The organism is Streptomyces sp. NPDC046862 (assembly GCF_040704615.1).
GTDB lineage: Bacteria > Actinomycetota > Actinomycetes > Streptomycetales > Streptomycetaceae > Streptomyces.
In genome coordinates, this window is the sequence record NZ_JBEYXP010000075.1 from 25455 (window position 1) to 50533 (window position 25079).

Annotated in this window: 20 protein-coding genes; 14 read left to right on the forward strand and 6 right to left on the reverse strand. The window is 70.9% G+C overall.

Features of this window, described 5'->3' with window-relative positions; genetic code table 11:
* Positions 1-15: 15 nt before the first annotated feature.
* Complete coding sequence (gene sthA, locus AB0959_RS47900; RefSeq protein WP_366833255.1) at positions 16-1419, forward strand: Si-specific NAD(P)(+) transhydrogenase; 1404 nt, start codon at positions 16-18, stop codon at positions 1417-1419.
* A 51-nt stretch (positions 1420-1470) separates the two neighbouring features.
* On the opposite strand, the gene AB0959_RS47905 is transcribed toward sthA, so the two are convergent.
* Positions 1471-2709 carry an ROK family transcriptional regulator gene (locus AB0959_RS47905; protein ID WP_366833273.1) on the reverse strand — a complete coding sequence of 413 codons (1239 nt, stop codon included), beginning with the start codon at positions 2707-2709 and terminating at the stop codon, positions 1471-1473.
* A 336-nt stretch (positions 2710-3045) separates the two neighbouring features.
* On the opposite strand from AB0959_RS47905, the gene AB0959_RS47910 reads away from it, so the two are divergent.
* The 5 genes from AB0959_RS47910 (at position 3046) to AB0959_RS47930 (ending at position 10747) form a co-directional block, all read left to right on the forward strand.
* Positions 3046-4425, forward strand: coding sequence for an extracellular solute-binding protein (locus AB0959_RS47910; RefSeq protein WP_366833256.1), 1380 nt, complete (start codon positions 3046-3048; stop codon positions 4423-4425).
* Positions 4426-4520: 95 nt separating this feature from the next.
* Positions 4521-5351 (forward strand): sugar ABC transporter permease, encoded by an 831-nt coding sequence (locus AB0959_RS47915; RefSeq protein ID WP_366833274.1) that lies wholly within the window; start codon positions 4521-4523, stop codon positions 5349-5351.
* Positions 5351-6247 carry a carbohydrate ABC transporter permease gene (locus AB0959_RS47920; protein WP_366833257.1) on the forward strand — a complete coding sequence of 299 codons (897 nt, stop codon included), beginning with the start codon at positions 5351-5353 and terminating at the stop codon, positions 6245-6247. Before AB0959_RS47915 ends, AB0959_RS47920 begins: the two co-directional genes overlap by 1 nt.
* Before the next feature lie 55 nt (positions 6248-6302).
* A complete protein-coding gene (locus AB0959_RS47925) occupies positions 6303-9389 on the forward strand; it encodes a glycoside hydrolase family 38 C-terminal domain-containing protein (RefSeq protein ID WP_366833258.1) in 3087 nt (1028 codons plus the stop codon).
* 80 nt (positions 9390-9469) lie between these two features.
* On the forward strand, positions 9470-10747 hold the full coding sequence (locus tag AB0959_RS47930; RefSeq protein ID WP_366833259.1) for an MFS transporter: 1278 nt from the start codon (positions 9470-9472) through the stop codon (positions 10745-10747).
* 11 nt (positions 10748-10758) lie between these two features.
* On the opposite strand, the gene AB0959_RS47935 is transcribed toward AB0959_RS47930, so the two are convergent.
* Positions 10759-11934: an epoxide hydrolase family protein gene (locus tag AB0959_RS47935; RefSeq protein ID WP_366833260.1), complete on the reverse strand. Its 1176-nt coding sequence runs from the start codon at positions 11932-11934 to the stop codon at positions 10759-10761.
* A 270-nt stretch (positions 11935-12204) separates the two neighbouring features.
* Positions 12205-12972, reverse strand: coding sequence for a TioE family transcriptional regulator (locus AB0959_RS47940; RefSeq protein ID WP_366833261.1), 768 nt, complete (start codon positions 12970-12972; stop codon positions 12205-12207).
* Positions 12973-13030: 58 nt separating this feature from the next.
* Here AB0959_RS47940 and AB0959_RS47945 point away from each other — a divergent pair, with 58 nt between their 5' ends.
* Positions 13031-14236 (forward strand): erythromycin esterase family protein, encoded by a 1206-nt coding sequence (locus tag AB0959_RS47945; protein WP_366833262.1) that lies wholly within the window; start codon positions 13031-13033, stop codon positions 14234-14236.
* Positions 14237-14285: 49 nt separating this feature from the next.
* Here the strand turns inward: AB0959_RS47945 and AB0959_RS47950 are convergent, their stop codons facing one another.
* Entirely contained in the window at positions 14286-15179 is an 894-nt protein-coding gene (locus tag AB0959_RS47950) for an MBL fold metallo-hydrolase (protein WP_366833263.1), read from the reverse strand.
* Between the two features lie 127 nt (positions 15180-15306).
* On the opposite strand from AB0959_RS47950, the gene AB0959_RS47955 reads away from it, so the two are divergent.
* Entirely contained in the window at positions 15307-16185 is an 879-nt protein-coding gene (locus AB0959_RS47955; RefSeq protein WP_366833264.1) for a LysR substrate-binding domain-containing protein, read from the forward strand.
* Positions 16186-16317: 132 nt separating this feature from the next.
* A complete protein-coding gene (locus AB0959_RS47960) occupies positions 16318-17142 on the forward strand; it encodes a lipase family protein (RefSeq protein WP_366833265.1) in 825 nt (274 codons plus the stop codon).
* Positions 17143-17167: 25 nt separating this feature from the next.
* Here the strand turns inward: AB0959_RS47960 and AB0959_RS47965 are convergent, their stop codons facing one another.
* Complete coding sequence (locus AB0959_RS47965; protein WP_366833266.1) at positions 17168-18502, reverse strand: histidine-type phosphatase; 1335 nt, start codon at positions 18500-18502, stop codon at positions 17168-17170.
* A 335-nt stretch (positions 18503-18837) separates the two neighbouring features.
* On the opposite strand from AB0959_RS47965, the gene AB0959_RS47970 reads away from it, so the two are divergent.
* The 4 genes from AB0959_RS47970 to AB0959_RS47985 all read left to right on the forward strand — a co-directional run bounded on the left by AB0959_RS47970 (position 18838) and on the right by AB0959_RS47985 (position 22921).
* Entirely contained in the window at positions 18838-20331 is a 1494-nt protein-coding gene (locus tag AB0959_RS47970) for an APC family permease (RefSeq protein ID WP_366833267.1), read from the forward strand.
* A gap of 177 nt (positions 20332-20508) precedes the next feature.
* On the forward strand, positions 20509-20763 hold the full coding sequence (locus AB0959_RS47975; RefSeq protein ID WP_366833268.1) for an EF-hand domain-containing protein: 255 nt from the start codon (positions 20509-20511) through the stop codon (positions 20761-20763).
* A gap of 118 nt (positions 20764-20881) precedes the next feature.
* On the forward strand, positions 20882-22075 hold the full coding sequence (locus AB0959_RS47980; RefSeq protein WP_366833269.1) for an MFS transporter: 1194 nt from the start codon (positions 20882-20884) through the stop codon (positions 22073-22075).
* 81 nt (positions 22076-22156) lie between these two features.
* On the forward strand, positions 22157-22921 hold the full coding sequence (locus AB0959_RS47985) for a maleylpyruvate isomerase family mycothiol-dependent enzyme (protein WP_366833270.1): 765 nt from the start codon (positions 22157-22159) through the stop codon (positions 22919-22921).
* A gap of 52 nt (positions 22922-22973) precedes the next feature.
* Here AB0959_RS47985 and AB0959_RS47990 read toward each other — a convergent pair whose 3' ends face one another.
* Positions 22974-23381, reverse strand: coding sequence for a MarR family transcriptional regulator (locus AB0959_RS47990; RefSeq protein ID WP_366833271.1), 408 nt, complete (start codon positions 23379-23381; stop codon positions 22974-22976).
* A gap of 85 nt (positions 23382-23466) precedes the next feature.
* On the opposite strand from AB0959_RS47990, the gene AB0959_RS47995 reads away from it, so the two are divergent.
* A complete protein-coding gene (locus tag AB0959_RS47995) occupies positions 23467-24954 on the forward strand; it encodes an MFS transporter (protein WP_366833272.1) in 1488 nt (495 codons plus the stop codon).
* Positions 24955-25079 lie beyond the last annotated feature (125 nt).

The following is a 25079-nucleotide window of genomic DNA, read 5'->3' on the forward strand; positions in this document are numbered from 1 at the left end:
GTCAGACTTCCGAGGGTGCCCGACTTCGACATGCTTGTCATAGGATCCGGTCCGGGCGGCCAGAAGGCCGCCATCGCTGCGGCCAAGCTGGGCCGCCGGGTCGCCGTCGTCGATCGCCCCGACATGGTCGGTGGCGTCTCCCTCCACACCGGGACCATCCCGTCCAAGACCCTGCGTGAAGCGGTGCTGTATCTCACCGGCCTCACCCAGCGCGACCTGTACGGCCAGAGCTACCGCCTGAAGGAGGACATCACCGTCGCCGACCTGACCACGCGCACCCAGCACGTGGTCAGCCGCGAGGTCGACATCATCCGCAGCCAGCTCTCCCGCAACCACGTCTCCCTGTTCTCCGGCACCGCCCGCTTCGTCGACGACCACACCGTCGCGCTGCGCGAAGTGTCCGGCAACGAGCGGCTGTTGACCGCTGAACACATCGTCATCGCGACCGGTACCCGCCCCGCCCGGCCCGACAGCGTCGAGTTCGACGGGCGGACGATCATGGATTCGGACAACGTCCTCACACTGGAGGGGGTGCCCCGTTCCATGGTGATCGTCGGGGCCGGTGTGATCGGCATGGAGTACGCCTCCATGTTCGCCGCCCTCGGCAGCAAGGTCACGGTGGTGGAGAAGCGGGCGGGGATGCTCGACATGTGCGACGTCGAGGTGATCGAGTCGCTGAAGTACCACCTGCGGGACCTGGCCGTCGCGTTCCGCTTCGGGGAGACGGTCGCCGCGGTCGAACGCCACTCCAGGGGCACGCTCACCGTTCTGGAGAGCGGGAAGAAGATCCCCGCGGACACCGTCATGTACTCCGCGGGCCGGCAGGGTCTGACCGATGAGCTCGACCTGGACAAGGCCGGGCTGTCCGCCGACCGGCGCGGCCGGATCACCGTCGACGAGCACTACCGCACCGAGGTCCCGCACATCTACGCGGTCGGCGACGTCATCGGCTTCCCGGCGCTCGCCGCGACCTCGATGGAGCAGGGACGCGCGGCGGCGTACCACGCGTGCGGTGAGCCGGTGGGCCGGATGCACCACCTCCAGCCGATCGGCATCTACACCATCCCCGAGATCAGCTTCATCGGCCGTACGGAGGACCAACTCACCGAGGACAGCGTGCCGTTCGAGGTCGGCATCGCCCGCTACCGCGAACTCGCCCGGGGGCAGATCATCGGCGACTCCCACGGCATGCTCAAACTGCTGGTCTCGCCCGAGGACCGCACCCTGCTCGGGGTGCACTGCTTCGGCTCCGGAGCCACCGAGCTCATCCACATCGGGCAGTCGGTGATGGGCTGCGGCGGCACGGTCGACTATCTGGTCGACGCGGTGTTCAACTACCCGACGCTCGCGGAGTCCTACAAGGTCGCCGCGCTGGACGCGACCAACAAACTGCGGCAGCTCGACCGGATCGGCGACTGAGACACCGTCTACCGGGCCACCGTCCCCTCCGGCTGTCCTTTCCGTCCAGGGTCAGCCGGAGGCCTCGGTGAGCATGCGCCAGCCGGGCGTGTAGTTGCCGTGGAGCACGAGTGACGCGGCGCCGACCGCTCCGACGGTGTCGCCGATGACGCTCTGCTCGATGGCGATGGGCCGGATGGCACGGGCGACGGACGTGCTGTTGACAGCCGCGTCGACCTCCTCGCGCACGATGGGCTCGATGCCGCGCAGCCCCTCTCCGCCGAGGACGACACGGCCGACGTCGAGCAGACTGACGGCGCCCCGGGCGGCCTGACCGATGCGGCGGGCGGCGCTGCGGACGACGTCTCGGGCCTGCTCGTCGCCGGTACGGGCGGCCCGGCGGAGCAGCTTCCAGTCGTTGTGCAGGGAGGCGGCGTCGGCCACCAGGCCGATGCGGTCGGCGGCGGCCCGTCCATGGCGGCGCAGGAGATCGTCGATGATCGCGGCCGGGCTGCAGTAGGGACCGAGACAGCCCGTGCCGCCGCAATGGCAGACCCGGTCGCCCGGTTCGACGGCGAGGTGCCCGAACTCCCCGGCGTTGCCCGAATCGCCGTGCAGGACGGTGTTGTTGAGGATGATGCCGGCGCCGATGCCGGTGCCCAGGTAGATGAACAGGAAGCTGCCCGCCCTGGCCTCGCCGCCGATCCAGCGTTCGCCGATGGCGGCGGCGGTGGCGTCGTTGTCCAGGGCGACGGGCATGCCGGTGGCCTCGGCGAACATCTTCAGCAGGGGGACGCGGTCCCAGCCGGGGAGGTTCGGCGGGGAGACCACCTCGCCCGAGGAACCGTCTATCGGTCCGGGAGCGGCGATACCCAGGCCGAGCAGCCGGTCGGGGTCCACGGCGGACCGGCCGACGAGCCGCAGGGCCGCGCGCGCCACCCGGTCCACGACGTCGGCGGGGTCACTGGGCCCGGTGAGTCTCAGCCGGCGGCTGGTGATCGCCTCGCCGGCCAGGTTGACCAGGACGATGACGGCCGCGTCGGGGTCGAGATGGACACCGAGGGCGTAGGCCCCGTCCGGTCGTGGCGCCAGCAGGGTGCGGCGCTTGCCGCCGCTGGAGGGCGCCTGGCCGGTCTCCGTGACAAGGCCGGCGTCGAGCAGTTTGCGGACGACGTTCGAGACGGTCTGGTTGGTCAGGCCGGTGAGCGCGGCCAGTTCGACCCGGCTCACGGGCCCCCGGGTCCGGATGGCGTCCAGTACGACGGCCTGGTTGTACCCGCCGACCCGGGGCAGGTTCGTGCCACCGAGCATCGTCACCTGTCGGTCACCTACCGCTCCTGCCTTTTCGCTGCCCTCGTCTGATCGGCACCGACGCGGCCGGAGCGCACCTACGGATCGCAGAGCGACCCTTGCCGCGCATGCCCGAACGGCGATACGTGACCAAAGTTTACACGTCGGAAGCGTTGACTTCATCCATCAATTGGATTTAGCTGGCGCCCATCAAGCCGGGCGCACCAGGCCAGGTCGCGCGGGGTGGCGCCGCATGGAGCGCCTCGCTCGTACTGCCCGCAGCCGGCATCCCAGTCGCGGCTTTTCCCCTCTCTTCTCCTCTCCTCTCCTCAGGTTTCGCGTTCCGGAGGAACCACCGTGCGTTCGAGACTCATCGCTGCCGCAGCACTCACCACCGTCACCGCCCTGGCCGCCTCCGGCTGCGGGGGTTCCGGCTCGTCAGGGAGCTCCGCCAAGTCGATCAAGGTCGTCTACTGGCAGAACCTGGACAGCCAGAACAAGCTCCAGGCCAACCGGCTCGCCTCGGTGGTGAAGCAGTTCACCAAGGCCAACCCGGGCACCAAGGTGACCCTCGTCCCGGTCACCGCCTCCGAGAACGACTACTACACCAAGGTCCAGCTCATGATGCGGTCCCCCGCGACCGCCCCGGACCTCGTCTACGAGGACACCGCGCTGATCAACTCCGACATCGCGAGCGGCTACCTCAAGCCCATCGACTCCTACCTCGCCAAGTGGAGCGACTGGTCGAAGTTCGTCCCCGCCTCCAAGGTCGCGGCACGCGGCGCCTCGGACGGCAAGACGTACGGTGTCCCGGACGGCACCGACACCCGCGGGATCTGGTACAACAAGCAGCTCTTCGAGAAGGCCGGCATAGCCGTGCCCTGGCAGCCGAAGACCTGGGACGACGTCCTGAGCGCGGCCAGGAAGCTGAAGGCGAAGGTGCCCGGTGTCGTCCCCATGAACCTCTACACCGGAACGGCCGGCGGCGAGGCGTCCTCCATGCAGGGCTTCGAGATGCTGCTGTACGGCACCCCGGCGGGCGACAAGTCCCTGTACGACGTGAGTCAGAAGAAGTGGGTCGTCGGCAGCAAGGCCTTCAAGGACTCGCTGGCGTTCGTGCACACCGTCTACAGCGAGAAGCTCGGCCCGCCGGTGGACCAGGCGCTCGGCGCCAACTTCGGTACCACCGTGGGCACCGAACTGATCCCCGAGGGCAAGCTCGCCATCGACATCGACGGATCCTGGATGCCCAACAACTGGGGCTCCACCAGCCCCAAGCCGTGGAGCGACTGGAAGACCGTGATCGGCACCGCCGCGATGCCCACCCAGAACGGCCAGGCCCCCGGCAAGATCAGCATGTCCGGTGGCTGGGCCTGGTCGCTCCCGGCCAAGGGCAAGAACCCTGACCTGGCGTGGAAGTTCCTCACCACCATCGAGACGAAGGCCAACCACGCGAAGTGGAACGCCACCAACGCCAGCATCGCCGTCCGCACGGACTCCGCCAGTGATCCGGCGTACGTCAACTCCGTGCCGACCAACAAGTTCTTCACGGACCTGGTGCGCTACACGCACTTCCGGCCGGGCCTGCCCGCCTACAACCAGGTCTCGACCGCGATCCAGAAGGCCATGGAGTCGGTGACCACCGGCCAGGCATCGGTCGCCAAGGCCGCCGCCACCTTCGACAGCGATGTCAAGGCCGCCGTCGGCGACGACAAGACCGTCAAGGGCACCTCGTGACCGCACTGACGTCGGTGCCCCGCAAGGCCGGTGACCACCACCGGCCCCGCGGGGCACCGCCCGCCTCCGTACGCTCCCTGCTGCGGGGCCTGCCGATGCTCCCGGCCGTGGTGCTGCTGGCCGTCTTCCTGGCGGGGCCCATCGCGTACTGCGTGTACTACGCGTTCACCGACATGCAGCTCACCGGCGCGACCGGCACACACCTGGTGGGCCTGGACAACTTCACCCGGGCACTGAAGGACCACGACTTCCTCAACGCGGTCTGGCTGACCCTGGCGTTCGTGGTGGGCTCCGCCGTCATCGGCCAGAACACCCTGGGACTCGCGCTGGCCGTCCTGATGGAAAAGGCCGAGAAGCCGGTGCGGGCGCTCACCAACGGTGTAGTCATCGCGGCGTGGGTGCTGCCCGAGGTGGTCGCCGGCTATCTGATGTACGCGTTCTTCTACAACCAGGGCTCGCTCAACTCGATTCTCGACGCCCTGCACCTGCCGCAGCAGAACTGGCTCTACACGATGCCGATCCTGGCGGTGTGCCTGGCCAACGTCTGGCGCGGCACCGCCTTTTCGATGATGGTCTTCACCGCCGCCCTCAACGACGTGCCGCAGGAACTCGTGGAGGCGGCCGAGATGGACGGCGCGGGCCCCTGGCAGCGGCTGTGGCGGGTCGTCCTCCCCGTCATCAGGGGGTCGATCACGACCAACCTGATGCTGATCACGCTGCAGACGCTCTCGGTCTTCGGCCTGATCTACACCATGACCCGGGGCGGTCCCGGCAACAAGAGCGAGACCCTGCCCATCTTCATGTACCAACAGGCGTTCCAGAACAGTCTCATCGGCTACGGCACCGCCATCGCCCTGGTGCTGCTGGTGGTCGGCGCCCTGTTCTCCGTCGTGTACATCCGGCTGCTCAAACTGGAGGACGACTGATGGCCGTTCTCGCACCGTCGCGTGCCGCGTCCGACCGGCCGGCGACGTCCACGGCACCTCGGGCCTCGCACCGGCGCCGCTCCCTCGCCGGCCGTATCGCGGTCAACGCCGTCCTGCTGACCGTGTCGGTGACGTACGTCCTGCCGCTGCTGTGGATGCTGATCGCCTCGGTCGGCGACACCAACAGCTTCCGGCTGAGCTGGCCGTCGTCGCTCACCCTCGGCAACTTCGACGCGATCCTCAACGCCGACACCACCTACCGGCCGCTGCTCAACAGCTTGCTGCTGTGCGGCTTCGCGACCCTGGTGACGGTGACGGCGTCCTTCCTGGCCGCGTATCCGCTGTCCCGCTACCGCTCCCGCCTGCGCCGGCCGTTCCTCTACACGATCCTGTTCTCCACCGGTCTGCCCATCACCGCCGTGATGATCCCCGTCTACAGCATGTTCGTGCAGGTGAACCTCATCGACTCGGTGCCCGGCACCACGCTGTTCCTGGCGGCCTCGGCGCTGCCCTTCGGGATCTGGCTGATGAAGAACTTCATGGACGGCGTACCGATGGTGCTGGAGGAGGCCGCCCGGATCGACGGCGCGAACACCGCGCACGTGCTGTGGCGGGTCATCCTGCCGCTGATGCGGCCCGGCGTCACCGTGGTCACCATCTTCACCTTCATCGGCATGTGGGGGAACTTCTTCGTCCCGTTCATCCTCCTGCTGTCCCCGGAGAAACTCCCCGCGTCCGTCAGCGTGTTCACGTTCCTCAGCGCCCACGACCAGACGCAGTACGGGCAGTTGTCCGCGTTCTCGCTCCTCTACTCCCTCCCCGTCGTGATGCTGTACCTGCTGCTGGCCCGCAAGCTGGGCGGCGGCTTCGCTCTCGGCGGAGCCCTCAAGGGCTGATCGCCCCCAGCCTCCGGTCCCCCACCCGTCCCGGGCCTCCCTGGAGAAGACACTCATGCACAACGACCGTGATGTGACCGAGCAGCGGCTCGCCAGGGTGCTGAACGAACGCATACGACCGGCCGTCCACGCCCGGTCGGTCCCCCTGCGGGTCGAGATCTGGAACGTCCCCGGCGAGCCCGTACCGGTTCGGGAGGGGCTGACCGCTCCCTACCGTCCGGCACGCGTCGGCGACCGGTGGGGGCCCGCCTGGTCGACGAGCTGGTTCCGGGTCAGCGGCACGATCCCGCACGCATGGGCGGGGTTGCCCGTCGAGGCCGTGCTCGACCTCGGTTTCTCGACCCACTCCGCCGGCTTCTCCGCCGAGGGTCTGGTCCACCGGGCCGACGGCACCCCGGTGAAGGCGCTCAACCCGCGCAACATCTGGCTGCCGGTCACCGAATCGGCGGACGGTGGCGGGGAGTTCGTCCGATACATCGAAGCCGCCGCGAACCCGGTGGTCATGCACACCGCTCCCGGCCGGCTGACCTTCGGTCCCACGGCGGTCGGCGGGCGGGCTCCCTGGCTGGACGATCCGTCGGCCGACCCGGGCGAACCCCTGTACCGGCTGCGGCGGTTGGACCTCGCGGTCTTCGACCGCACCGTCCACGAACTCGTCCAGGACCTCGACGTCCTCGGAGAGCTGATGCACGAGCTGCCGCTGGACTCCCCGCGCCGCTGGCAGATCCTGCGGGCGGTCGAACGCGCCCTGGACGCGGTGGACCTGCAGGACGTCGGCTCCAGTGCGGCAGCGGCACGCGCGGCACTGGCCCCCGCCCTCGCGGCACCCGCGACCGCGAGCGCGCACAGGATCTCCGCGGTCGGGCACGCGCACATCGACACGGCCTGGCTGTGGCCGCTGCGCGAAACCGTGCGCAAGGTCACCCGGACCGTCTCCAACGTCACCCAACTGATGGACGACCACCCGGAGTTCCGCTTCGTGATGTCCCAGGCCCAGCAGCTCGCCTGGCTCAAGGAGCACCGGCCCGAGGTGTACGCCCGCACCCAGGAGAAGGCGGAGACCGGCCAGTTCCTGCCCACGGGCAGTCTGTGGGTGGAGCCCGACACGAACCTCACCGGCGGCGAGTCGCTGGTCCGCCAGTTCGTCCACGGCAAACGGTTCTACCTGGAGGAGTTCGGCGTCGAGACCGAGGAGATGTGGCTCCCGGACACCTTCGGCTACAACGCTGCCCTGCCCCAGCTGATGAAGCTGGCCGGAGTGCGCTGGTTCCTCACCCAGAAGATCTCCTGGAACACCACCAACAAGTTCCCGCACCACACCTTCTGGTGGGAGGGCCTCGACGGCACCCGGATCTTCAGCCACTTCCCGCCCGTCGACAGCTACAACGGCGACCTCTCCGGCGCCGACATCGCCCACAGCGTGCGCAACTTCCAGGACAAGGCGGCCGCCAACCACTCCCTCATCCCCTTCGGTTACGGCGACGGCGGCGGCGGTCCCACCCGCGAGATGCTGGCCCGCGCCGCCCGGCTGGCCGACCTGGAGGGCTCGGCCCGGGTCACGATGGAGGGACCCGCCACCTTCTTCGCCCGGGCACACGCCGAGTACGAGGCGAACGGCGGCGCCCCGGTGTGGTCGGGCGAGCTGTACCTGGAGTTCCACCGCGGCACCCTGACCAGCCAGCTCGCCACCAAGCAGGGCAACCGGCGCAGTGAACACCTGCTGCGGGAGGCCGAGTTGTGGGCGGCCACCGCCGCCGTGCGCCACGGGCACCCGTATCCGTACGAGGCCCTGGACCGGCTGTGGAAGACGGTGCTGCTGCACCAGTTCCACGACATCCTGCCGGGCACCTCGATCGCCTGGGTGCACCGCGAGGCGGAGGAGACCTACGCCGTCGTCGCCCGCGAGCTCGAAGGGATCGTCGGGGACGCGCAGCGGGCTCTCGCGGGGCCCGTCGGCTCTGCCGGGCCCGCAGGCTCCGCCGGAGGCTCGGTCGTCTTCAACGCCGCCCCGCACGCACGCGGTGGCGTCCCGGCGCTGGGCGCCGCGCTGCGCGCCGAGGGGGCCGACCCGCCCGTACCGCCCGTCCGGGACGGCGACGGCTTCGTCCTGGACAACGGCCTGCTCCGGGTGACCGTCGACGGCCGTGGTCTGGTGGCCTCCGCCTACGACGTGACCGCCGACCGCGAGGCGCTGCCGCCGGGCTCCGCCGCGAACCTGCTCCAGCTGCACCAGGACTTCCCCAACCAGTGGGACGCGTGGGACATCGACGTCTTCTACCGCAACCGCGTCCGCGACCTCACCGACGCGCAGTCGGTCACGGCACTGGACGACGGGATCCACGTGGTCCGCGCGTTCGGTGCTTCACGCATCGAGCAGACCCTGAGCCTCGCCGCGGGCTCCCGGCGGCTCCTGATCGACACCGTCGTCGACTGGCACGAGACGGAGAAACTGCTCAAGGCCGCCTTCCCGCTGGACGTGCGCGCCGCCCACTCCTCGGCCGAGATCCCCTTCGGGCACGTCGAACGGCCCACCCACACCAACACCAGCTGGGACGCGGCCAGATTCGAGATCTGCGCCCACCGCTTCCTGCACGTCGGCGAGCGCGACTGGGGCGTCGCGCTGGTCAACGACTCGACGTACGGCCACGACGTCACCCGCGACGTCCGTCCCGACGGGGGCACCACCACCACGGTCCGCCTCTCCCTGCTGCGTGCCTCCCGTTTCCCCGACCCGGACGCCGACCAGGGCACCCACCGTCTCCGCTACGCCCTGGTCGTGGGCGCGGACGTCGCCGACGCCGTCCGCGAGGGCTACCACCTGAACCTGCCGGAGCGGGTGGTGCCCGGCGGTACGCCCGTCGCTCCCCTGGTCTCGGTCGACCACGAGGGGGTGGTCGTCGAGGCCGTGAAGCTCGCCGACGACCGGTCGGGCGACGTCGTCGTCCGCCTCTACGAAGCACACGGCGTCCGCACCCGCGCCGCCCTCGGCACCGGGTTCCCCCTCACCTCCGTCACGGCCACCGACCTCCTGGAGCGCCCCCTCGACGACCCGACGAGCCATCAGCTCGTCGAAGGAGCGGTTCACTTGAGGTTGCGCCCCTTCCAGATCCTCACTCTTCGTCTCCGCCCGCGGAGCCGGTGAGCCTCTCGTTGACCTTGCCCCAAGGGAAGCCCGCAGCATCGGTTCACGAATGAGGGCTGCGGGCAGGCGGAGGGGCGCGGGTGCTGCGACGAACGAGGGTGCTGGTCGACGTACGGCCGCTGCGCGGGGGTGACTTCCGGCGGCTGTGGACGGCCGGCATCGTGACCTCCCTGGGAGCCCAGTTGACGGCGGTCGCGGTGCCGCTGCAGATCTACGGCTTCACCGGTTCCTCGGCCTACGTCGGGCTGGCCGGACTGGTGGGCTTCGCCCCGATGGCGGCCGGGGCCCTGTGGGGAGGCACGCTCGCCGACGTTCGGGACCGGCGGCGCGTACTGCTGGCGACCACGGTGGGCATCGGACTGACGTCGCTGTTGCTGTGGGCACAGGCATGGGCGCAGCTGCGGTCGGTCGGCGTGCTGCTCCTGCTGGTCGGCGTGCAGCAAGCCTTGTTCGGCGCCAACACGGCGGTGGGCAGGGCCGTGGTTCCTCGCCTTGTCGCACCTGAACTGCTGCCCGCCGCCAACGCGCTGCAGTCGATGGTCGTCCTGTCCGCCGGGATCGCCGGGCCGCTGCTGGCCGGCTTCCTGTTCCCGGTCGTGGGCAGCCAGACCCTGTATCTGGCCGATGCCGCCGCCGTCTGCGCGACCGCGTGGGCCGTGTGGCGGCTGCCGCCCCTCCCCCCGGCCGGCAGCGGTGGGAGCGGACGGCGCGCGGGCATCCGGCAGACCGCCGACGGTGTACGTCTCGTGACGCGGCATCAGGTACTGCTGCTGGTCTACGTCTGCGACTTCGCCGCCCTTTTCCTGGGGCTGCCGACGGCACTCTTCCCGCAACTGGCGGGAGAGACTTTCCACGCGTCGGACATCGGAGTGCTCTACGCCGCCCTCTCCGCCGGTGGCGTGCTGGGGGCGCTGTTCTCCGGGAGCTTCACACGTGTCGGCCGCCATGGCGTCGCGGTCGCGGTGTCGGTGGGCCTGTGGGGTCTGGCCGTCGCGGGGTTCGGGCTCGCCCGCTCACTGATCCCGGCGGTGGGATGGCTGCTCCTCGCGGGCGGGGCGCTCCTCGCTCTGGGTGTCTTCCGCCGAACGGTCCTGCAGCCAGCGGTGCCGGACGGGATGCGGGGCCGTCTGCAGGGGATCGACACCGTGGTGGCCGCGGGAGGACCGCGGCTGGGCGACCTCGCGCACGGCACGGCGGGCGCCGCTTTCGGCGCCACGTGGGCGGTCACCGGTGGCGGCCTCCTGACCGTCGCGGTCGCGCTCGCCCTGCTCGTGCTCTTCCCGGAATTCCGGCGCCATCGAGCACCTGACGCCACCGCACCGGCACCGGCGCCGCCCGCCTCGCGGCGCCGACGGTGAACGCACCGTCCTCAGCCCGTCGCCGCCGCCCGGTAGGGGCGGAAGAACGCGCGCAGTTCCTCCGCGTAGAGCTCGGGTTCCTCGAACGGAGCGAAGTGCCCGCCGCGCGGGGGTTCGGTCACGCGCACGACGTTCGCCGTGCGCTCCAGCCAGGCCCGCGGCGGGCGGACGACGTCGCCGCGGAAGAGCGAGAACCCGGACGGCACCTCCACGCGGCGGGTGAGCCGCGCGGGCGGGATCGCGGCGTTCGCGCGGTACATGCGCATCGACGAACCGATCGTCCCCGTGAGCCAGTAGAGCGTGACGTTCGTGAGGATCTCGTCCTTGGTGAAGCTCCGCTCGATGTCGCCGTCGCAGTCGCTCCACGACCGGAGCTTCTCGACGATCCACGCGGCGAGCCCGGCCGGCGAGTCGGTGAGCCCGACGGCGGCGGTCTGGGGCTTCGTGCGGTGCATGGCCCCGTAGGCGCCCTCCGCCGCGCCCCAGGCCGCCGCTCCCTCGATCCAGTCGCGCTCCTCGGGTGTGAGGTCCGCCGGGTCATCGGTGAAGACGGGCAGGCCCGCGTCCGTGCGGTGCACGGCCACGACCCGGTCGGGGTGGTCGAGGGCGAGGTAGCGGCTCACATGGCTGCCCATGTCCCCGCCCGCCGCGCCGAACCGCGGGTATCCGAGGACGCCCATGAGCTCGGCCCACAGCCCGGCGACGGCGACGGAGTCGAGAGGCGGGCCCGTGGGCCGGTCGGAGTAGCCGTAGCCCGGCATGTCGGGTACGACCACGTCGAACGCGTCGGCGGGGTCGGCGCCGTGCGCGCCGGGGTCGGTGAGGAGCGGGACGACCTTCGTGTACCGCCAGAAGGAGTCCGGCCAGCCGTGGCTGAGGACCAGCGGCAGGACGGGTCCGGTCGGCGCCACGGCCCGGGCGTGCACGAAGTGGATCCCCGGGCCGCCGAGCCGGACGCGGTAGCGGGGCAGCCGGGCGAGCTCCGCCTCGCGCGCCGGCCAGTCGAACCCGTCCGCCCAGTAGGCGACCAGCTCGCGCAGGTAGTCGACGTCGGTCCCGAGCGACCATCCGGCCTCCTCGGGCGCGTCCGGCCAGCGCGTCGCGCGCAGCCTCGCGCGGAGGTCCTCGAGCACCGCGGGCTCCGTCCGAGAGGTGAACGGCTCGGCTCGGTGCGGAAGATCCGGCATGGGAGCCACCCTACAAGTCGCGCCCAGGTCATGCCGTCAACAAGCCGCTCGGCATTCGGCCTGCTCCACGTGCTCGGTGCCGGACCGTTAACTCCGCCGGGGCGCACCCCGCCGACGCCTCGCGGTCGCTGCCTGCTGTGCCCGGTCGCGTTCGCGCTCTGTGCCGTGCTGTGCCCGGTCGCTGCCGTGGCCGGTCAGCTCTCGGTCTGCGTCTCCCGCCCCATCCACCCCGGGTCGGCTCCTCGGCCGGCGAGTGCTGTCCCATCCGCCTCATCCGCGCTCGCGGAGGTACGCATCCAGTTCGGCGGCCCCGGTCAGCATCGCCCGCCCGCGGGTGGACAGCCGGCCGTGCCAGTCGCGCAGCGCGGCCTCCAGTGGCTCCAGCCCGCCGGCCGTCCGCACCTGGGCGATGAGCGGGGCGATCTGCTCCAGCAGATAGCCGCCCCGCCTGAGCTGGTGGGCCAGCAGGACGTCCCGTACGTCGGTCTCGTCGTAGACGCGGTACCCGGTCAGCGGGTCGCGGCGCGGGCGCACCAGCCCGGCGCGCTCCCACTTGCGCAGCGTCGCGGGCCGGATTCCGAGCCTGCGTGCCAGCGGCCCGATGAAGGTGACGCCGGGCCGGGACACCGCGGCAGGCCCGGACACCCCGGTCCGTCCGGGCCCCGCGCCCGGCTCGGAAGCCGTCGTGGGCTCCAGGTCGCGCAGGGCGCTCTCCACCGCCCGAAGGGTTTGGCGGTCGTCGAGGAGCTGGGCGTGGCTCTCGTCGATCAGGCGGAACGCCTCATCGGCCGAAGTTTCGTTCACCGCCCGCATGATCGATGTCGCCGTCTGGTGGCCGTGGCCCGGCACCAGGGCGAGAAACGCGCGCAGCGCCCCGGCGTGCAGCGCGGTATAGGTGCGGTAGCCGTGGAGGGTGCGCCCGGCGGCCGGGAGGATTCCGGCCTCCTCGTAGTTCCTGATCGCCTGCGTCGACAGACCGTGAGCGCGCGCCAGGTCAACCGGTCTGAGCCGACCACCGCTTTGAGGGTTCCGTCCCATGATCCTGACGATATCGCGGGAAACTTTCAACCGGGAGTTCAGCGATACCGTTCAAGGCATGGCTACTGACATCAAGGACGCCGCCCACGCCGTCGAGGCCGCCGCCGTCATGAGGCTGTTCCCGGGCCCGCCGAGGCTGCTCGCCCTGGGCGAGCCCACCCACGGCGAGGACACGCTGCTGGACCTGCGCAACGAGCTCTTCCGGCAGCTCGTCGAGCAGGAGGGCTACCGGACGATCGCGATCGAGAGCGACTGCCTGATGGGCCTGCTCGTGGACGATCACGTCACCTTGGGCACGGGCACCCTCGACGAGGTCATGGAGCGGGGATTCAGCCACGGATGGGGCGCGTCACCGGCCAATCGCGAGCTCGTGCGCTGGATGCGCGCCCACAACGACAGCCGGCCGGCGTCCGAGCAGCTCCGCTTCGCCGGTTTCGACGGCCCGCTGGAGATCACCGGCGCCGCCGGCCCCCGGCACGCCCTCACCGCCCTGCATGACTACCTCACGGCCCGGGTGGACGCCGGACTCCTCCCCTGCACCATGGAAACGCTCGACCGTCTGCTCGGCGCCGACGACCGGTGGACCGACCCCGCCGCGATGATGGACCCGTCCCGGTCCGTGGGGCAGTCGGCCGAGGCCAGGGAGCTGAGGCTGTTGGCCGACGATCTGGTGGCGCTGCTCGACGCGCGGACGCCGGACCTGATCACGGGGGCCTCGCGGGACGGTTGGGACCGGGCACGCCTGTACGGGCGCACCGCCACCGGCCTGCTGCGCTACCACTTCTGGATGGCCGAGACCTCACCGATCCGCATGACGCGGCTGGTGGGCGAGCGGGACCGGATGATGGCCGACAACCTGCTCGCCGTCGCCGAAGGCGGCCCGGCGCTCGTCCACGCCCACAACGGCCATCTCCAACGGCACAAGAGCACGATGCGGATGGGCGGCCTGCCGCTGGAGTGGTGGAGCGCCGGCGCGCTGGTGAGCGCCCATCTGGGCGACCGGTACGCCTTCCTGGCCACGGCCCTCGGCACGATCCGCCACCAGGGAGTGGACACCCCGCCGCCGGACACCGTCGAAGGGCTCCTGTACGCGCTCCCGGAGGACCGCTACGTCGTCGACGCCCCCCGGTTGGCCACCGCCCTCGGCGACTCGCGGCCCGCCCCTCGCGTGTCCCCCTGGTTCGGCTACTCCCCGCTGGACCCGGCCCACGTGGCCGGCCACGACGGGATCGTGTTCGTCAAGAACATCGCACAAAGCCAGTAGCACGCTCAGCGGCCCGTTCCGCCCGGCACGGACGGTGACTGACGTCCTGTCATGCGCCGTGTTCGGCACACAGGCAGCCGACACCGCGGTCGATCCACTCCTGACCGGCCCATTCCGGATGGCGCGCGATCATGAGGGCCCTCAACTCCTCGACGATCGTCTCCTCGCTCGTGGCCGAGTCCCGGCGCCGCCATGTCTCGTCGCGCAGCAGCTCCAGGTAGTCGCGGACGTCGGCCAGCAGCCGCGCGCCGCCGACATCGCCATGGCCGGGGACGACGACCCGGGGGTTCCGTGCCGCCAGACGCTTCATCACCTCGATCCAGCGGATGCCGGACACGTCGGTGTCGTGCGGCGGGAACCACGGGAAGATCGCGAACTGCCCGGACTCGACCAGGTCCCCGGTGAACATCACCCCGGCATCGGGGACGGTGACCACCTGGTCGCCCTTGCTGTGCGCCCGTCCTGTGGCGCGCAGTCGGACCACACGGCCGCCCAGGTCGAGGTCGTGGGCGTGGTCGTAGACCAGGTCGGGGGCGACCAGTTCGACCCCCTCCAACTGGCGGGCGACCGTTTCGCCCAGGCCGCGGAACATCCGGAGACAGCCAGGGCCCTTCACGGCGAGATCCTGGGCCTGGGCGCCGTTCACGAGGTACGTCGCCTCGCCCGTGAAGGCCTGCGCGCCGAAGGCGTGTTCGGGGTGGAAGTGTGTCGTGGTCAGGTAGAGCTTGCGGCCCTTGGCGTACTCGGACGCGAACGCGAGCACCGTCTCGGCGTTGCGCGAGCCCAAGCCGGTCTCGACGACGAGTACGGAGTGCGTGCCGCCGATGATGCCGATGTTGGGCACCAGTTGCACGCCTCGGTTCGGGATGACCACCAGGTCGGCGGCGAGCTCCCGCACGTCCGTGATCCGGACGACGGGCTCGGGCATCGTGACGTCGGTCATGTCAGCGGCTCCTTGGACTGGTTTCGGGGGCGGACGGTCAGGTCCGCTCCAGTCCAGTGCGGGGGCACCCGGGGCGTCCAACACCCTTTCGGCGGAGTCGATACCGCGCGGGTATCGTTGCTGGTCGATGGACCTCCGCTCGTTGCGCTACTTCGTGGCCGTCGCCGAGGAACGGCACTTCGGCCGCGCCGCCGTACGGCTGCACATGACCCAGCCCCCCCTGAGCCGGGCCATCAAGCGGCTGGAGACCGATGTCGGTGCCGTCCTGCTGCACCGTTCCTCGGCAGGGGTCACGCTCACCGCCGCCGGAAGCGCGCTCTACGACGAGGCCCGTGCGCTGCTGCGGCAGGCCGAACAGGCCCGCGTCAGGGTCGCCGCCACAGCCGGCACCGCGACGCTCACCCTCGGCACCCTCGCCGAACAGGCCGGCACCCCGCTCGTCGCCGCGTTCCGCGAGCGCCACCCGAACGTCCATGTCCACGTCCGCGAAGCCGACCTGACCGACCCGACCACCGGACTGCGGGCCGGACTCGTCGATGTCGCGCTCACCCGGGCCCCGTTCGACGACACCGGGATCAGCAGCCGCGTGCTGCGATCCGACCCGGTCGGCGTGGTCCTGCGCACCGACGACCCGCTCGCCGGCCGGGACACCGTGCGCCTGCGCGATCTCGCCGCTCGCCGCTGGTTCCGGCTGCCCGACGGGGCCGACCCGGTCTGGCGTGCCTACTGGAACCCGGTCCCGCCCGGCGGTGACCTGCGGGAGGGCCCCGTGGTGCGCACCGTTCACGAGTGCCTGCAGGCCGTTCTGTGGAACGGCACGATCGGTCTGGCGCCCCTGGCCGACTCCCTGCCCGAGGGGGTCGTCCGCGTCCCCCTGGCCGACATGGCGCCCAGTCGCCTCGTGGTCGCCTGGAACAGCGCCGACACCGACCCGCTCGTCCGCTCCTTCGTCGGCATCGCCACCGCCGGCTACCGCTCCGCGGCCGGGGCGGAGGACCGCGCCTGACGGTCACCCGTCCGCCGGAGCGCCCGGGTGATCTCTGCGCCGATCACACCTCATGCGGGCGGTTCGCGGCTATGACGATCAAGGCCCCGTTGCGCGGCCCTGTCCCTGAACCGCCCACACCGGGAGAGCGCGATGTCCGTCCCCGCAATCGATCACCGGACGAAGACCTACGACCCGCGGCACGCCTACTGGATGTGCCGGGCTTCCGAGCTCGCCTACAAGGACGAGGCCACCATCGAGGCCCAGGCCAGGAGCTGGGGCTTCGACCGGGTCCAGCACCACCACACCACGTTCACGCCGCCCTTCCCGCTCCAGGACACGCAGGCGTACACGATGTCGAGCGACCACATGATCGTCCTCGCGTTCCGGGGGACCGAGCCGACGAACATCAAGGACTGGCTCTCGGACATCACCACGCCCCCGTGGCCCGGCCCGGGGCGGAAGGGGTTCGTCCACTACGGCTTCGGAGAGGCCCTGAACTCCGTCTACCCGCAGGTCAAGAAGGCGCTGGAGGCGTCTCGGACGAACGGCCAGACGGTCTGGATCACCGGGCACAGCCTCGGAGGTGCCCTCGCGATGCTGGCCGGCGCGTGGCTGCACTTCGAGGAGCCGAACCTGCTGGCCGACGGCATCATCACCTTCGGTCAGCCGCGCGCGTGCGACCGGGAGCTGGCCGCCGCCTGCGACAAGGCGTTCGTCAAGCGCACCCACCGCTTCGTGAACAACAACGACATCGTGCCGCACATGCCGCCCGAGCCCGCCTACACCCACACCCAACTGCTGCGGTACATCGACTCCACCGGCAAGCTGCGCGACTCCATGCCCCTGCTGGGCGGGCTGACCGACCGGGCCAAGGGGATGACGGCCGATCCCCTCGCCCCGGGAAGCGACGGCATCAGGGACCACTTCATCTTCAACTACCTCGAGGCCATGGAGAAGAACGCGGCCCGGAGCTGAGCGCCACGCCGGCCGGCAGGTCGGCTCAGGGTGTCGTCGTGACCGTCCGCCCGTAGCAGCGCTCCAGCTCGTCCACGTCGTAGAAGGAGCTGCCCTTCGTCACCGGACGGCAGCCGGCGCGGAAGGCGGTCTCCTTCTCGTTGTAGAGCATCCGCACCAGGTAGCGGTCGCCCTTGCGGAACAGGTCCCACTGGATGTTCGCGGCCATCGGCGCCACCGACGCTCCCCGCCACGCGTTGTCGGCGTACGTGTACGGCCGCGCCTCGGTGACCGGCTGCGTGCTGCCGGGCAGACCGAGCAGCACGGCGAGCGGGATGATCTCCTCGGCGTGGGTGAAGCGCAGTTCGGCGCCGAGGTCGCCGGTGCCGGACCGGGCGGCCTCGAGCTTGGCGAAGAAGTCGTCCAGCAGCACCCGGGCCATGGCGTAGGTGATGTCGCTGTCCTGGAAACCCGGGCCCTTCTCGTAGAAGTCCTCGGCGTCACTCAGGTACGAGAACCACTTCGCGTCGCGCGGCGCGATGTAGCGGTCCATGTGCCAGGTGCCCTCCTCGGAGAGCGCCGGGGCCGCCGCGTACAGGTTGTAGACGGCCTCGGCGGCCGCGACCTGGTCGGCTGTGTCGAGCGCGGCGACGAAGTCCGGCGTGAACAGCCGCAGCAGGATCCGGCGGGCGGCCCGGTGGGTGGCCGGCTGGTCGTTGATCGCGGCCAGTGTGGTGGCGAGCCGCTGGTCGTGGGCGATGTAGTCACGGTAGGCGGCGCCACCGGCCGACTTGTGGAAGTACAGCAGGTCGGGGTCGGTCCTGGCCGTGCCGATGAAGGGCCTGACGGCCGGGTCGTCGTCGCCGAGGGCGGTGGCGAAGATGGTGCCGCTGTCCACCGCCCGGTCCTTGCCGGAGCTGACGACATCGATCTTCTCGCCGTTCCGCGCGATCCGCCGGAACAGCTCCGGCAGCCGCCGCTCCAGCCGGGCGGCCATGTTCCGCATGTCCTGCTTGCCCCTCGCGGTCAGCTGCCCGTAGCCGACCTTGGCCATCGCGGCCTCCAGCGAGCGCACGTCCGGCCCGAAGTCCTTGCCGAGCGGGGTCAGTCGGCCGTCGGAGGCGGCCTTGTCCCACAGGGCGAGGATCAGGTCGCCGTCGTCGCTGTCGCTCGACGCGCGGGTGCCGTGCCGGGAGACCGTCTCGGTGAAGACCGGGACGAAGCCGCGCGGGGGACGCTGGTACGTACGGGCGTCCTGCAGCGGCTCGTAGGGGGTCTTGGTGGCGTAGTGGCCGTGCCTCCCGGGCAGGGCGTTCGCGGGCGCCGCCACGGGGAGCGTGAGCGCGGCGAGGGCCACCGCGGACAGGGCGATTCTTCTCATGAGCGGCGAGTGTGAGCGACGGATGTGAACGGCGCCCGTACCCGCCATGACGAACCGTGGGCACGACTCGGCGTGTGCCGGGGCCCGCGGACTCCGGAGCGCGCCGCTCCGTCCCGTTCTTTTCGGCCACGGGCGCCGCTGTCGCGCCCGCGTTTCGGCGCGGTTTCCGCGGCATCCATGTGGCATCCATATGGAGAAGTGATGGTCAAAACTTGTACATGAGTGCTTGTGGAGGTTCACGGCGGCGGCAGATCATTGGCCGGATCTCACCCCTACCACGCGCACGCAGGGAGCTCCCGGTGGCCGCTGGCCAGATAACCTCCGAGCCGGCCGACATGCCGGCAGCAGCACTGGTGGAGCGGCAGAAGCTGCGCAAGCACTTCGGCCGTTTCGACATCCTCTTCTTCCTCCTGTGCACCATCGTCGGGGTGGACACCATCGGCACCGTGGCCTCGTCCGGTGCCGAGGCCTTCACCTGGCTCATCGTGCTGGCCGCCGTGTTCTTCGTGCCCTCCGCGCTGCTGATCGCCGAACTCGGGGCCGCGTTCCCCGACGAGGGCGGCCCCTACATCTGGACCAGCCGGGCCTTCGGGCGGCTGGCCGGCGCCGTCAACAACTTCCTGTACTGGATCACCAATCCGGTGTGGCTCGGCGGCACGCTCTCCGTTTCCGCCGCCGCGGCCTACACCACCTTCTTCAACGACGGGAAGGACCTGAGCACCCCGGCCTTCTACGCCTTCACCCTCGCCTTCGTCTGGGTGGGCGTGCTCGCCGCGATCCTCTCCTTCGACGTCGGCAAGTGGATTCCCACCGTCGGCGCCTGGAGCCGGTTCCTCCTCCTCGGCCTGTTCACCGTCACGGTCGTGGTGTACGGCGTCCAGCACGGCCTGCACGGATTCGGGCTCGGCGACTTCTCCCCGACGTACGCGGGATTCGTCGGCCTGGTGCCCGTCCTGATGTTCAACTACGTCGGTTTCGAGCTGCCCAACACCGCCGGCGACGAGATGACGGACGCGCAGAAGGACGTGCCCTTCGCCGTCTTCCGCAGTGCCGGCCTCTCCGTCGTGCTGTACGCGCTGCCGATCCTCGGCATCCTGGTCGTCCTGCCGGTCAAGGCCGTCACGGGCCTCGGCGGGTTCATCGACGCGATCCGGCAGGTCTTCACCGTGTACGGCGGCCACGTGGCCGGCGACGGCACCGCCACCCTCAGCGGCGCCGGCAGCCTGCTCGGGGATTTCGCCGCGATCCTGTTCATCCTCACGGTGCTGTCCTCCGGCGTCACCTGGGTCATGGGCTCCGACCGCGCGCTCGCCGTCTCCGGCTACGACGGCGCCGCGCCGCGTTTCCTCGGTGTCATCTCCAGCCGGTTCGGCACCCCGGTCCGGGTCAACATCCTCAGCGGGCTGGTCTCCACCGTCGTCCTGGTCCTGGCCCACCAGCTCACCAACGGCAGTGCCGCCAAGCTCTTCGGCGCCGTCCTCGGGCTCGCCGTCTCCACGACTCTCGTCAGCTACCTGGGCATCTTCCCGGCTCTCGCGGTACTGCGCCGCAAGGCCCCGGACGTCCCCCGCCCCTACAAGGCGCCCTTCCCTCGCACCATCAGTGTGGTGCTCACCGTGCTCGTCCTGTTCGCCAGCGTGCAGCTCGTCGCACCCGGACTCGGCGACCACTGGTTCGGCTCCGACTACGCGCCGGACGGCTGGGGTCACGACGAGCGCTGGAAGTACCTGCTGACGGAGGCCGTCCCGCTCGCCGGGTTCATGCTCCTCGGCGTGCTCTTCTGGGTGCTGGGCAAGCCGACCCGCACGGCGTCCGCCGCCACCGAGTAACCCGAACCCGACGGGGTCGTCGACCGCACGCCCGTACGGCGATCACGGCATGCCGAACGGGCCGCGCGGAAGGCACCGGAGGAGACTGGAAGGTACGGGGAACCCGGGCGGGACGCGAGGCGTTTCGCCCGTGAGTGGGAGGGGCTGCCCACCCGCCGACAGGACGGGGACGACGTGATGAGTGACAAGGCCCGAAAGCTGTTCGACGCACTCGACCTCGACAGGAACGGGATCCTGACCCGCGACGAAGTGATCATCGCCCTGCGGACGAAGGGCCCGTCCCTGGCCGCATCGGGAGACCTGCCGTACTGGGGCGTGGAGGACGTCGATGCCTCTTCCGCGCTGTTCGACGCCGCCGACCAGAACGGCGACTCGGCACTGACACTCGAGGAGTTCGCGGCGGTGGTGGACCGCCGCTTCGGCTGGCACTGACCCCGGGGAACGGGTGACCGCTGAGAACGGTGAGTCCACAGAACGGCCACCCCGAAGAGAGCTGCCTGACGCCGACGCTCCCTTGCCCCGGGCATTGGCCCGCGCCTAGCCTGATTTTGTGCCGTTAATAAACAAAGCCCGCACTCGCGACGCCGCGCCGGGCAACGACCTGACGCGGCTTCGTGGTGCCCTCACCGCCTTCTTCGCCCTCGACGGTTTCGTCTTCGCGGGCTGGGTCGTGCGCATCCCCGCCATCAAGCAGCAGACGGGCGCGTCGGCCAGCGCCCTCGGTCTCGCCCTCCTCGGCGTCTCCGCCGGCGCGGTCGTCACCATGATGCTCACCGGACGGCTCTGCCGCCGCTTCGGCAGCCATCGCATGACCGTGATCTGCGGCGTCCTGCTCTCGCTCAGCATCACCCTGCCACCGCTCACCCACTCGGCACTGGCACTCGGCGCCGTCCTGCTGGTCTTCGGCAGCGCGTACGGCGGGATCAACGTCGCCTTCAACAGCGCCGCCGTCGACCTGGTGGCCGCGCTGCGGCGGCCCGTCATGCCCACTTTCCACGCCGCGTTCAGTCTCGGCGGCATGGTGGGGGCGGGGCTCGGCGGGCTGGTCGCGGGGTCCCTCTCCCCCACCCGGCATCTGTTCGGTCTCGCCGTGATCGGCCTGCTGGTGACCGCCGTCGCGGGACGCACCCTGCTACGGCACGCGCCTCCGGAGCCGGTTGACCGGGCACGGCCCGAGGAACGCTCTTCGCGGCGGGCGGACCCCCGGACCCGCGGCCTCGTGGTGGTCTTCGGTCTGATCGCGCTCTGTACGGCGTACGGCGAGGGAGCTCTGGCCGATTGGGGTGCGCTGCACCTGAAGCAGGAGCTGAACGCCTCGCCGGGCATGGCCGCGGTCGGGTACTCGTGCTTCGCGCTCGCCATGACGATCGGGCGGCTGACCGGGACGACGCTGCTCGAACGCCTGGGCCGGACACGTACCGTCGTGGTCGGCGGTACGACCGCCATGGCCGGCATGCTGCTCGGATCGCTCGCGCCCTCCCTGTGGGCGGCGCTGGTCGGCTTCGCCGTCACGGGACTCGGGCTCGCCAACATCTTCCCGGTCGCCGTCGAACGCGCCGGGACGCTGGCCGGCCCCAGCGGCGTGGCGACCGCCTCCACCCTCGGCTATGGCGGCATGCTCCTCGGACCACCCGCGATCGGGTTCATGGCGGACTGGTTCTCCCTGTCGGCCGCCCTCACCAGCGTGGCGGTCCTGGCGGGGGTGGCCGCCGTCATAGGGGGCCTGTTCGGGCGCCGGATGTGAGGTGCGCCTGACGTGAGATGCGCGGGCCGCGGTCGACGCCCGGTACTGCTTCGACCGCACTCCATCCTGCACACTCACCTCATGGACATCGCCGAGCACATCGAGGCCCTGGACAGGGAGGGCCGGCTGCTGGTCACGGCCGCCGAGAGCGCGGGGACCGGGGCGCGGGTACCGACGTGCCCTGGCTGGCGGGTGCGGGACCTGTTGCGGCACACGGGGATGGTGCACCGGTGGGCGGGGGCGTTCATCGCCGAGGGCCACACGTCGTACCACCCGGACGGGGGCGAGCCGGACCTGGACGGCGCCGAACTCCTGGCCTGGTTCCGGGAGGGCCACGGGTGGCTCGTCGACACCCTCACCACGGCGCCCCCTGACGTGGCGTGCTGGAGCTTCCTGCCCGCGCCCTCGCCACTGGCCTTCTGGGCGCGGCGGCAGGCACACGAGACGACGGTGCACCGGCTGGACGCGGAGTCGGCGCGCGACGGGACGGCCGAGGCGGTCGGCGCGAACGCCCCGGACTTCGCAATCGCCCCGGAGTTCGCGGTCGACGGCATCGACGAGTTGCTGCTCGCCTTCCACGCACGGGAGAAGAGCCGGGTGCGCACGGACCGGCCGCGGGTGCTGAGGGTGCGGGCGTCGGACACGGGCACCGTGTGGACCGTACGACTGTCGTCCGGGCCACCGCTGAGCGAGCGGGGCGAAACGGCGGAGGCGGACTGCGAGGTGACCGGTCCGGCCGCGCGGCTCTACCTCTCGCTGTGGAACAGGCTGCCGCTGCCCGGCGTCACGGGCGACGAGTCGGTGGCGGCGCTGTGGCGGGAGAACTCCGCCGTGACGTGGAGATAGGGGCCGCTGTCACCCTCCCCAAAGCACCGGGCCCTCCACACGCACCGTACCCTCAGCCCGCCCCGCCCCCTGCGAGCATCCGCGCGAGCACCTCGCGCTGAACGGGCAGGACGCGCCCGTGCAGTTCGCGCCCCTTGTCCGTGAGGCAGACCCGTACGCCCCGCCGGTCCTCCGCGCACATTCCGCGCGTGACGAGGCCGTCCCTCTCCAGGCGGGCGACGAGCCGCGACAGGGCGCTCTGGCTGAGGTGGACGCGTTCGGCTATCCCCTGGACGCGGAAGGAGGCGCCGTCGCCCCCGGAGGTGGCGGAGGCCAGGAGGTCCAGCACCTCGAAGTCGCTCGCCCCGAGGCCGTGCCGGTGCAGCGCCCGGTCGAGCTCGCACAGGGTGCGCGCGTGCACCGCGAGGAGGTCGCGCCAACGGTCCACGAGCACCTGCTCGGACTTCTTCGCCGCCGCCATGGCCGCACCGTAGCAAAGCCCGGGATTCATTGCACGTGAATTAAATGCATTTGCATTTCATGCATACGCATGTACGGTCTCCGTCATGACCTCTCCGCTCAACACCTCCACGGCCCCGTCCCCGGCGGTTCGTTGGACTCCCCGGCTGTGGGGGACCCTGCTGGTGCTCTGCGCCGCGATGTTCCTGGACGCGCTGGACGTGTCGATGGTCGGCGTCGCCCTGCCGTCCATCGGCTCCGAACTCGACCTGACCACCTCGACCCTCCAGTGGGTCGTCAGCGGCTACATCCTGGGCTACGGCGGACTGCTCCTCCTCGGCGGACGCACCGCCGACCTGCTGGGCCGCCGCCAGGTCTTCCTGGTCGCCCTGGGCATCTTCGCGCTCGCGTCCCTGCACGGCGGGCTCGTCGACTCGGGTCCGCTGCTCATCGCCAGCCGCTTCATCAAGGGCCTGAGCGCCGCGTTCACGGCGCCCGCGGGCCTGTCGATCATCACCACGACGTTCCCCGAGGGCCCGCTGCGCAACCGCGCCCTGTCGATCTACACCACCTGCGCCGCCACCGGCTTCTCCATGGGCCTGGTCCTCTCCGGCCTGCTCACGGAGGCCAGTTGGCGCCTGACCATGCTGCTGCCCGCGCCGATCGCGATCGTCGCCCTGATCGCGGGCCTGAAGCTGCTGCCGCGCAGCGAACGCGAGAAGGACCACAACGGCTACGACATCCCGGGGGCCGTCCTGGGCACGGCGTCGATGCTCCTGCTCGTCTTCACCGTCGTCCAGGCACCGGAGACCGGCTGGGCCTCGGCCCGCACCCTGCTGTCCTTCCTCGCCGCCGCCGTGCTGCTCACGGTCTTCGTGTTCGTCGAGCGGCGTTCGGCGGGCCCGCTGATCCGGCTCGGGGTGCTGCGCTCCGGCCACCAGATCCGGGCCCAGCTCGGCGCGATGGCCTTCTTCGGCAGTTACGTCGGCTTCCAGTTCCTGGTCACGCTGTACATGCAGTCACTGCTCGGCTGGTCGGCGCTGCACACGGCGCTGGCGTTCCTGCCCGCGGGCGCGCTGGTGGCGCTGTCCTCGACGAAGGTGGGCTCCATCGTCGACCGTTACGGCACCCAGCGGCTGATCGCGGTGGGCTTCGCGCTGATGGTCGCCGGGTACGCGCTGTTCCTGCGCGTCGACCTCGACCCGGTGTACGCGGTGGTGATCCTGCCGAGCATGCTGCTGATCGGCGCGGCCTGCGCCCTGGTCTTCCCCTCGCTCAACATCCAGGCCACGAACGGCGTGGACGACCACGAGCAGGGCATGGTCTCGGGGCTGCTCAACACCTCGGTGCAGGTGGGAGGCGCGATCTTCCTGGCCGTCGTCACCGCGGTGGTGACCGCGAACGCCCCCGAGGGCTCCTCGCCGCAGGCCGTCCTCGACAGCTACCGGCCCGGTCTGATCGTGGTCACGGGAATCGCCGTCGCCGGGCTGGTGATCACGCTCACCGGGCTGAGCAGCACCCGCCGCCCCAAGCGGTCGGTCGTGGTCACCAAGTCCACCCCGCGGGAGGCAGAGCGCGTACCCGTACGCGACTAGGGGGACGCCTCCCGGACCGTGCGCCCGGCGGGGCAGTTCTTGCTCCGCCCGGCGCCCCCCCGGGGCAAAGGGGGGGTGGGGGGCGTAGGGGGGCGGCGCGCGCCCGCGCCCCGGGGCGCGGGGAC

Bases quoted from the DNA above. Each gene is read 5' to 3' on its own strand.
- AB0959_RS47990 (WP_366833271.1), bottom strand. From the start codon at position 23,381: ATGGCGGCGGCGAAGAAGTCCGAGCAGGTGCTCGTGGACCGTTGGCGC.
- AB0959_RS47965 (WP_366833266.1), bottom strand. From the start codon at position 18,502: ATGAGAAGAATCGCCCTGTCCGCGGTGGCCCTCGCCGCGCTCACGCTC.
- AB0959_RS47995 (WP_366833272.1), top strand. From the start codon at position 23,467: ATGACCTCTCCGCTCAACACCTCCACGGCCCCGTCCCCGGCGGTTCGT.
- AB0959_RS47970 (WP_366833267.1), top strand. From the start codon at position 18,838: ATGCCGGCAGCAGCACTGGTGGAGCGGCAGAAGCTGCGCAAGCACTTC.
- AB0959_RS47975 (WP_366833268.1), top strand. From the start codon at position 20,509: ATGAGTGACAAGGCCCGAAAGCTGTTCGACGCACTCGACCTCGACAGG.
- AB0959_RS47940 (WP_366833261.1), bottom strand. From the start codon at position 12,972: ATGGGACGGAACCCTCAAAGCGGTGGTCGGCTCAGACCGGTTGACCTG.
- AB0959_RS47945 (WP_366833262.1), top strand. From the start codon at position 13,031: ATGGCTACTGACATCAAGGACGCCGCCCACGCCGTCGAGGCCGCCGCC.
- AB0959_RS47955 (WP_366833264.1), top strand. From the start codon at position 15,307: ATGGACCTCCGCTCGTTGCGCTACTTCGTGGCCGTCGCCGAGGAACGG.
- AB0959_RS47915 (WP_366833274.1), top strand. From the start codon at position 4,521: ATGCTCCCGGCCGTGGTGCTGCTGGCCGTCTTCCTGGCGGGGCCCATC.
- AB0959_RS47920 (WP_366833257.1), top strand. From the start codon at position 5,351: ATGGCCGTTCTCGCACCGTCGCGTGCCGCGTCCGACCGGCCGGCGACG.
- AB0959_RS47905 (WP_366833273.1), bottom strand. From the start codon at position 2,709: ATGCTCGGTGGCACGAACCTGCCCCGGGTCGGCGGGTACAACCAGGCC.
- AB0959_RS47950 (WP_366833263.1), bottom strand. From the start codon at position 15,179: ATGACCGACGTCACGATGCCCGAGCCCGTCGTCCGGATCACGGACGTG.
- AB0959_RS47935 (WP_366833260.1), bottom strand. From the start codon at position 11,934: ATGCCGGATCTTCCGCACCGAGCCGAGCCGTTCACCTCTCGGACGGAG.
- AB0959_RS47960 (WP_366833265.1), top strand. From the start codon at position 16,318: ATGTCCGTCCCCGCAATCGATCACCGGACGAAGACCTACGACCCGCGG.
- AB0959_RS47925 (WP_366833258.1), top strand. From the start codon at position 6,303: ATGCACAACGACCGTGATGTGACCGAGCAGCGGCTCGCCAGGGTGCTG.
- AB0959_RS47985 (WP_366833270.1), top strand. From the start codon at position 22,157: ATGGACATCGCCGAGCACATCGAGGCCCTGGACAGGGAGGGCCGGCTG.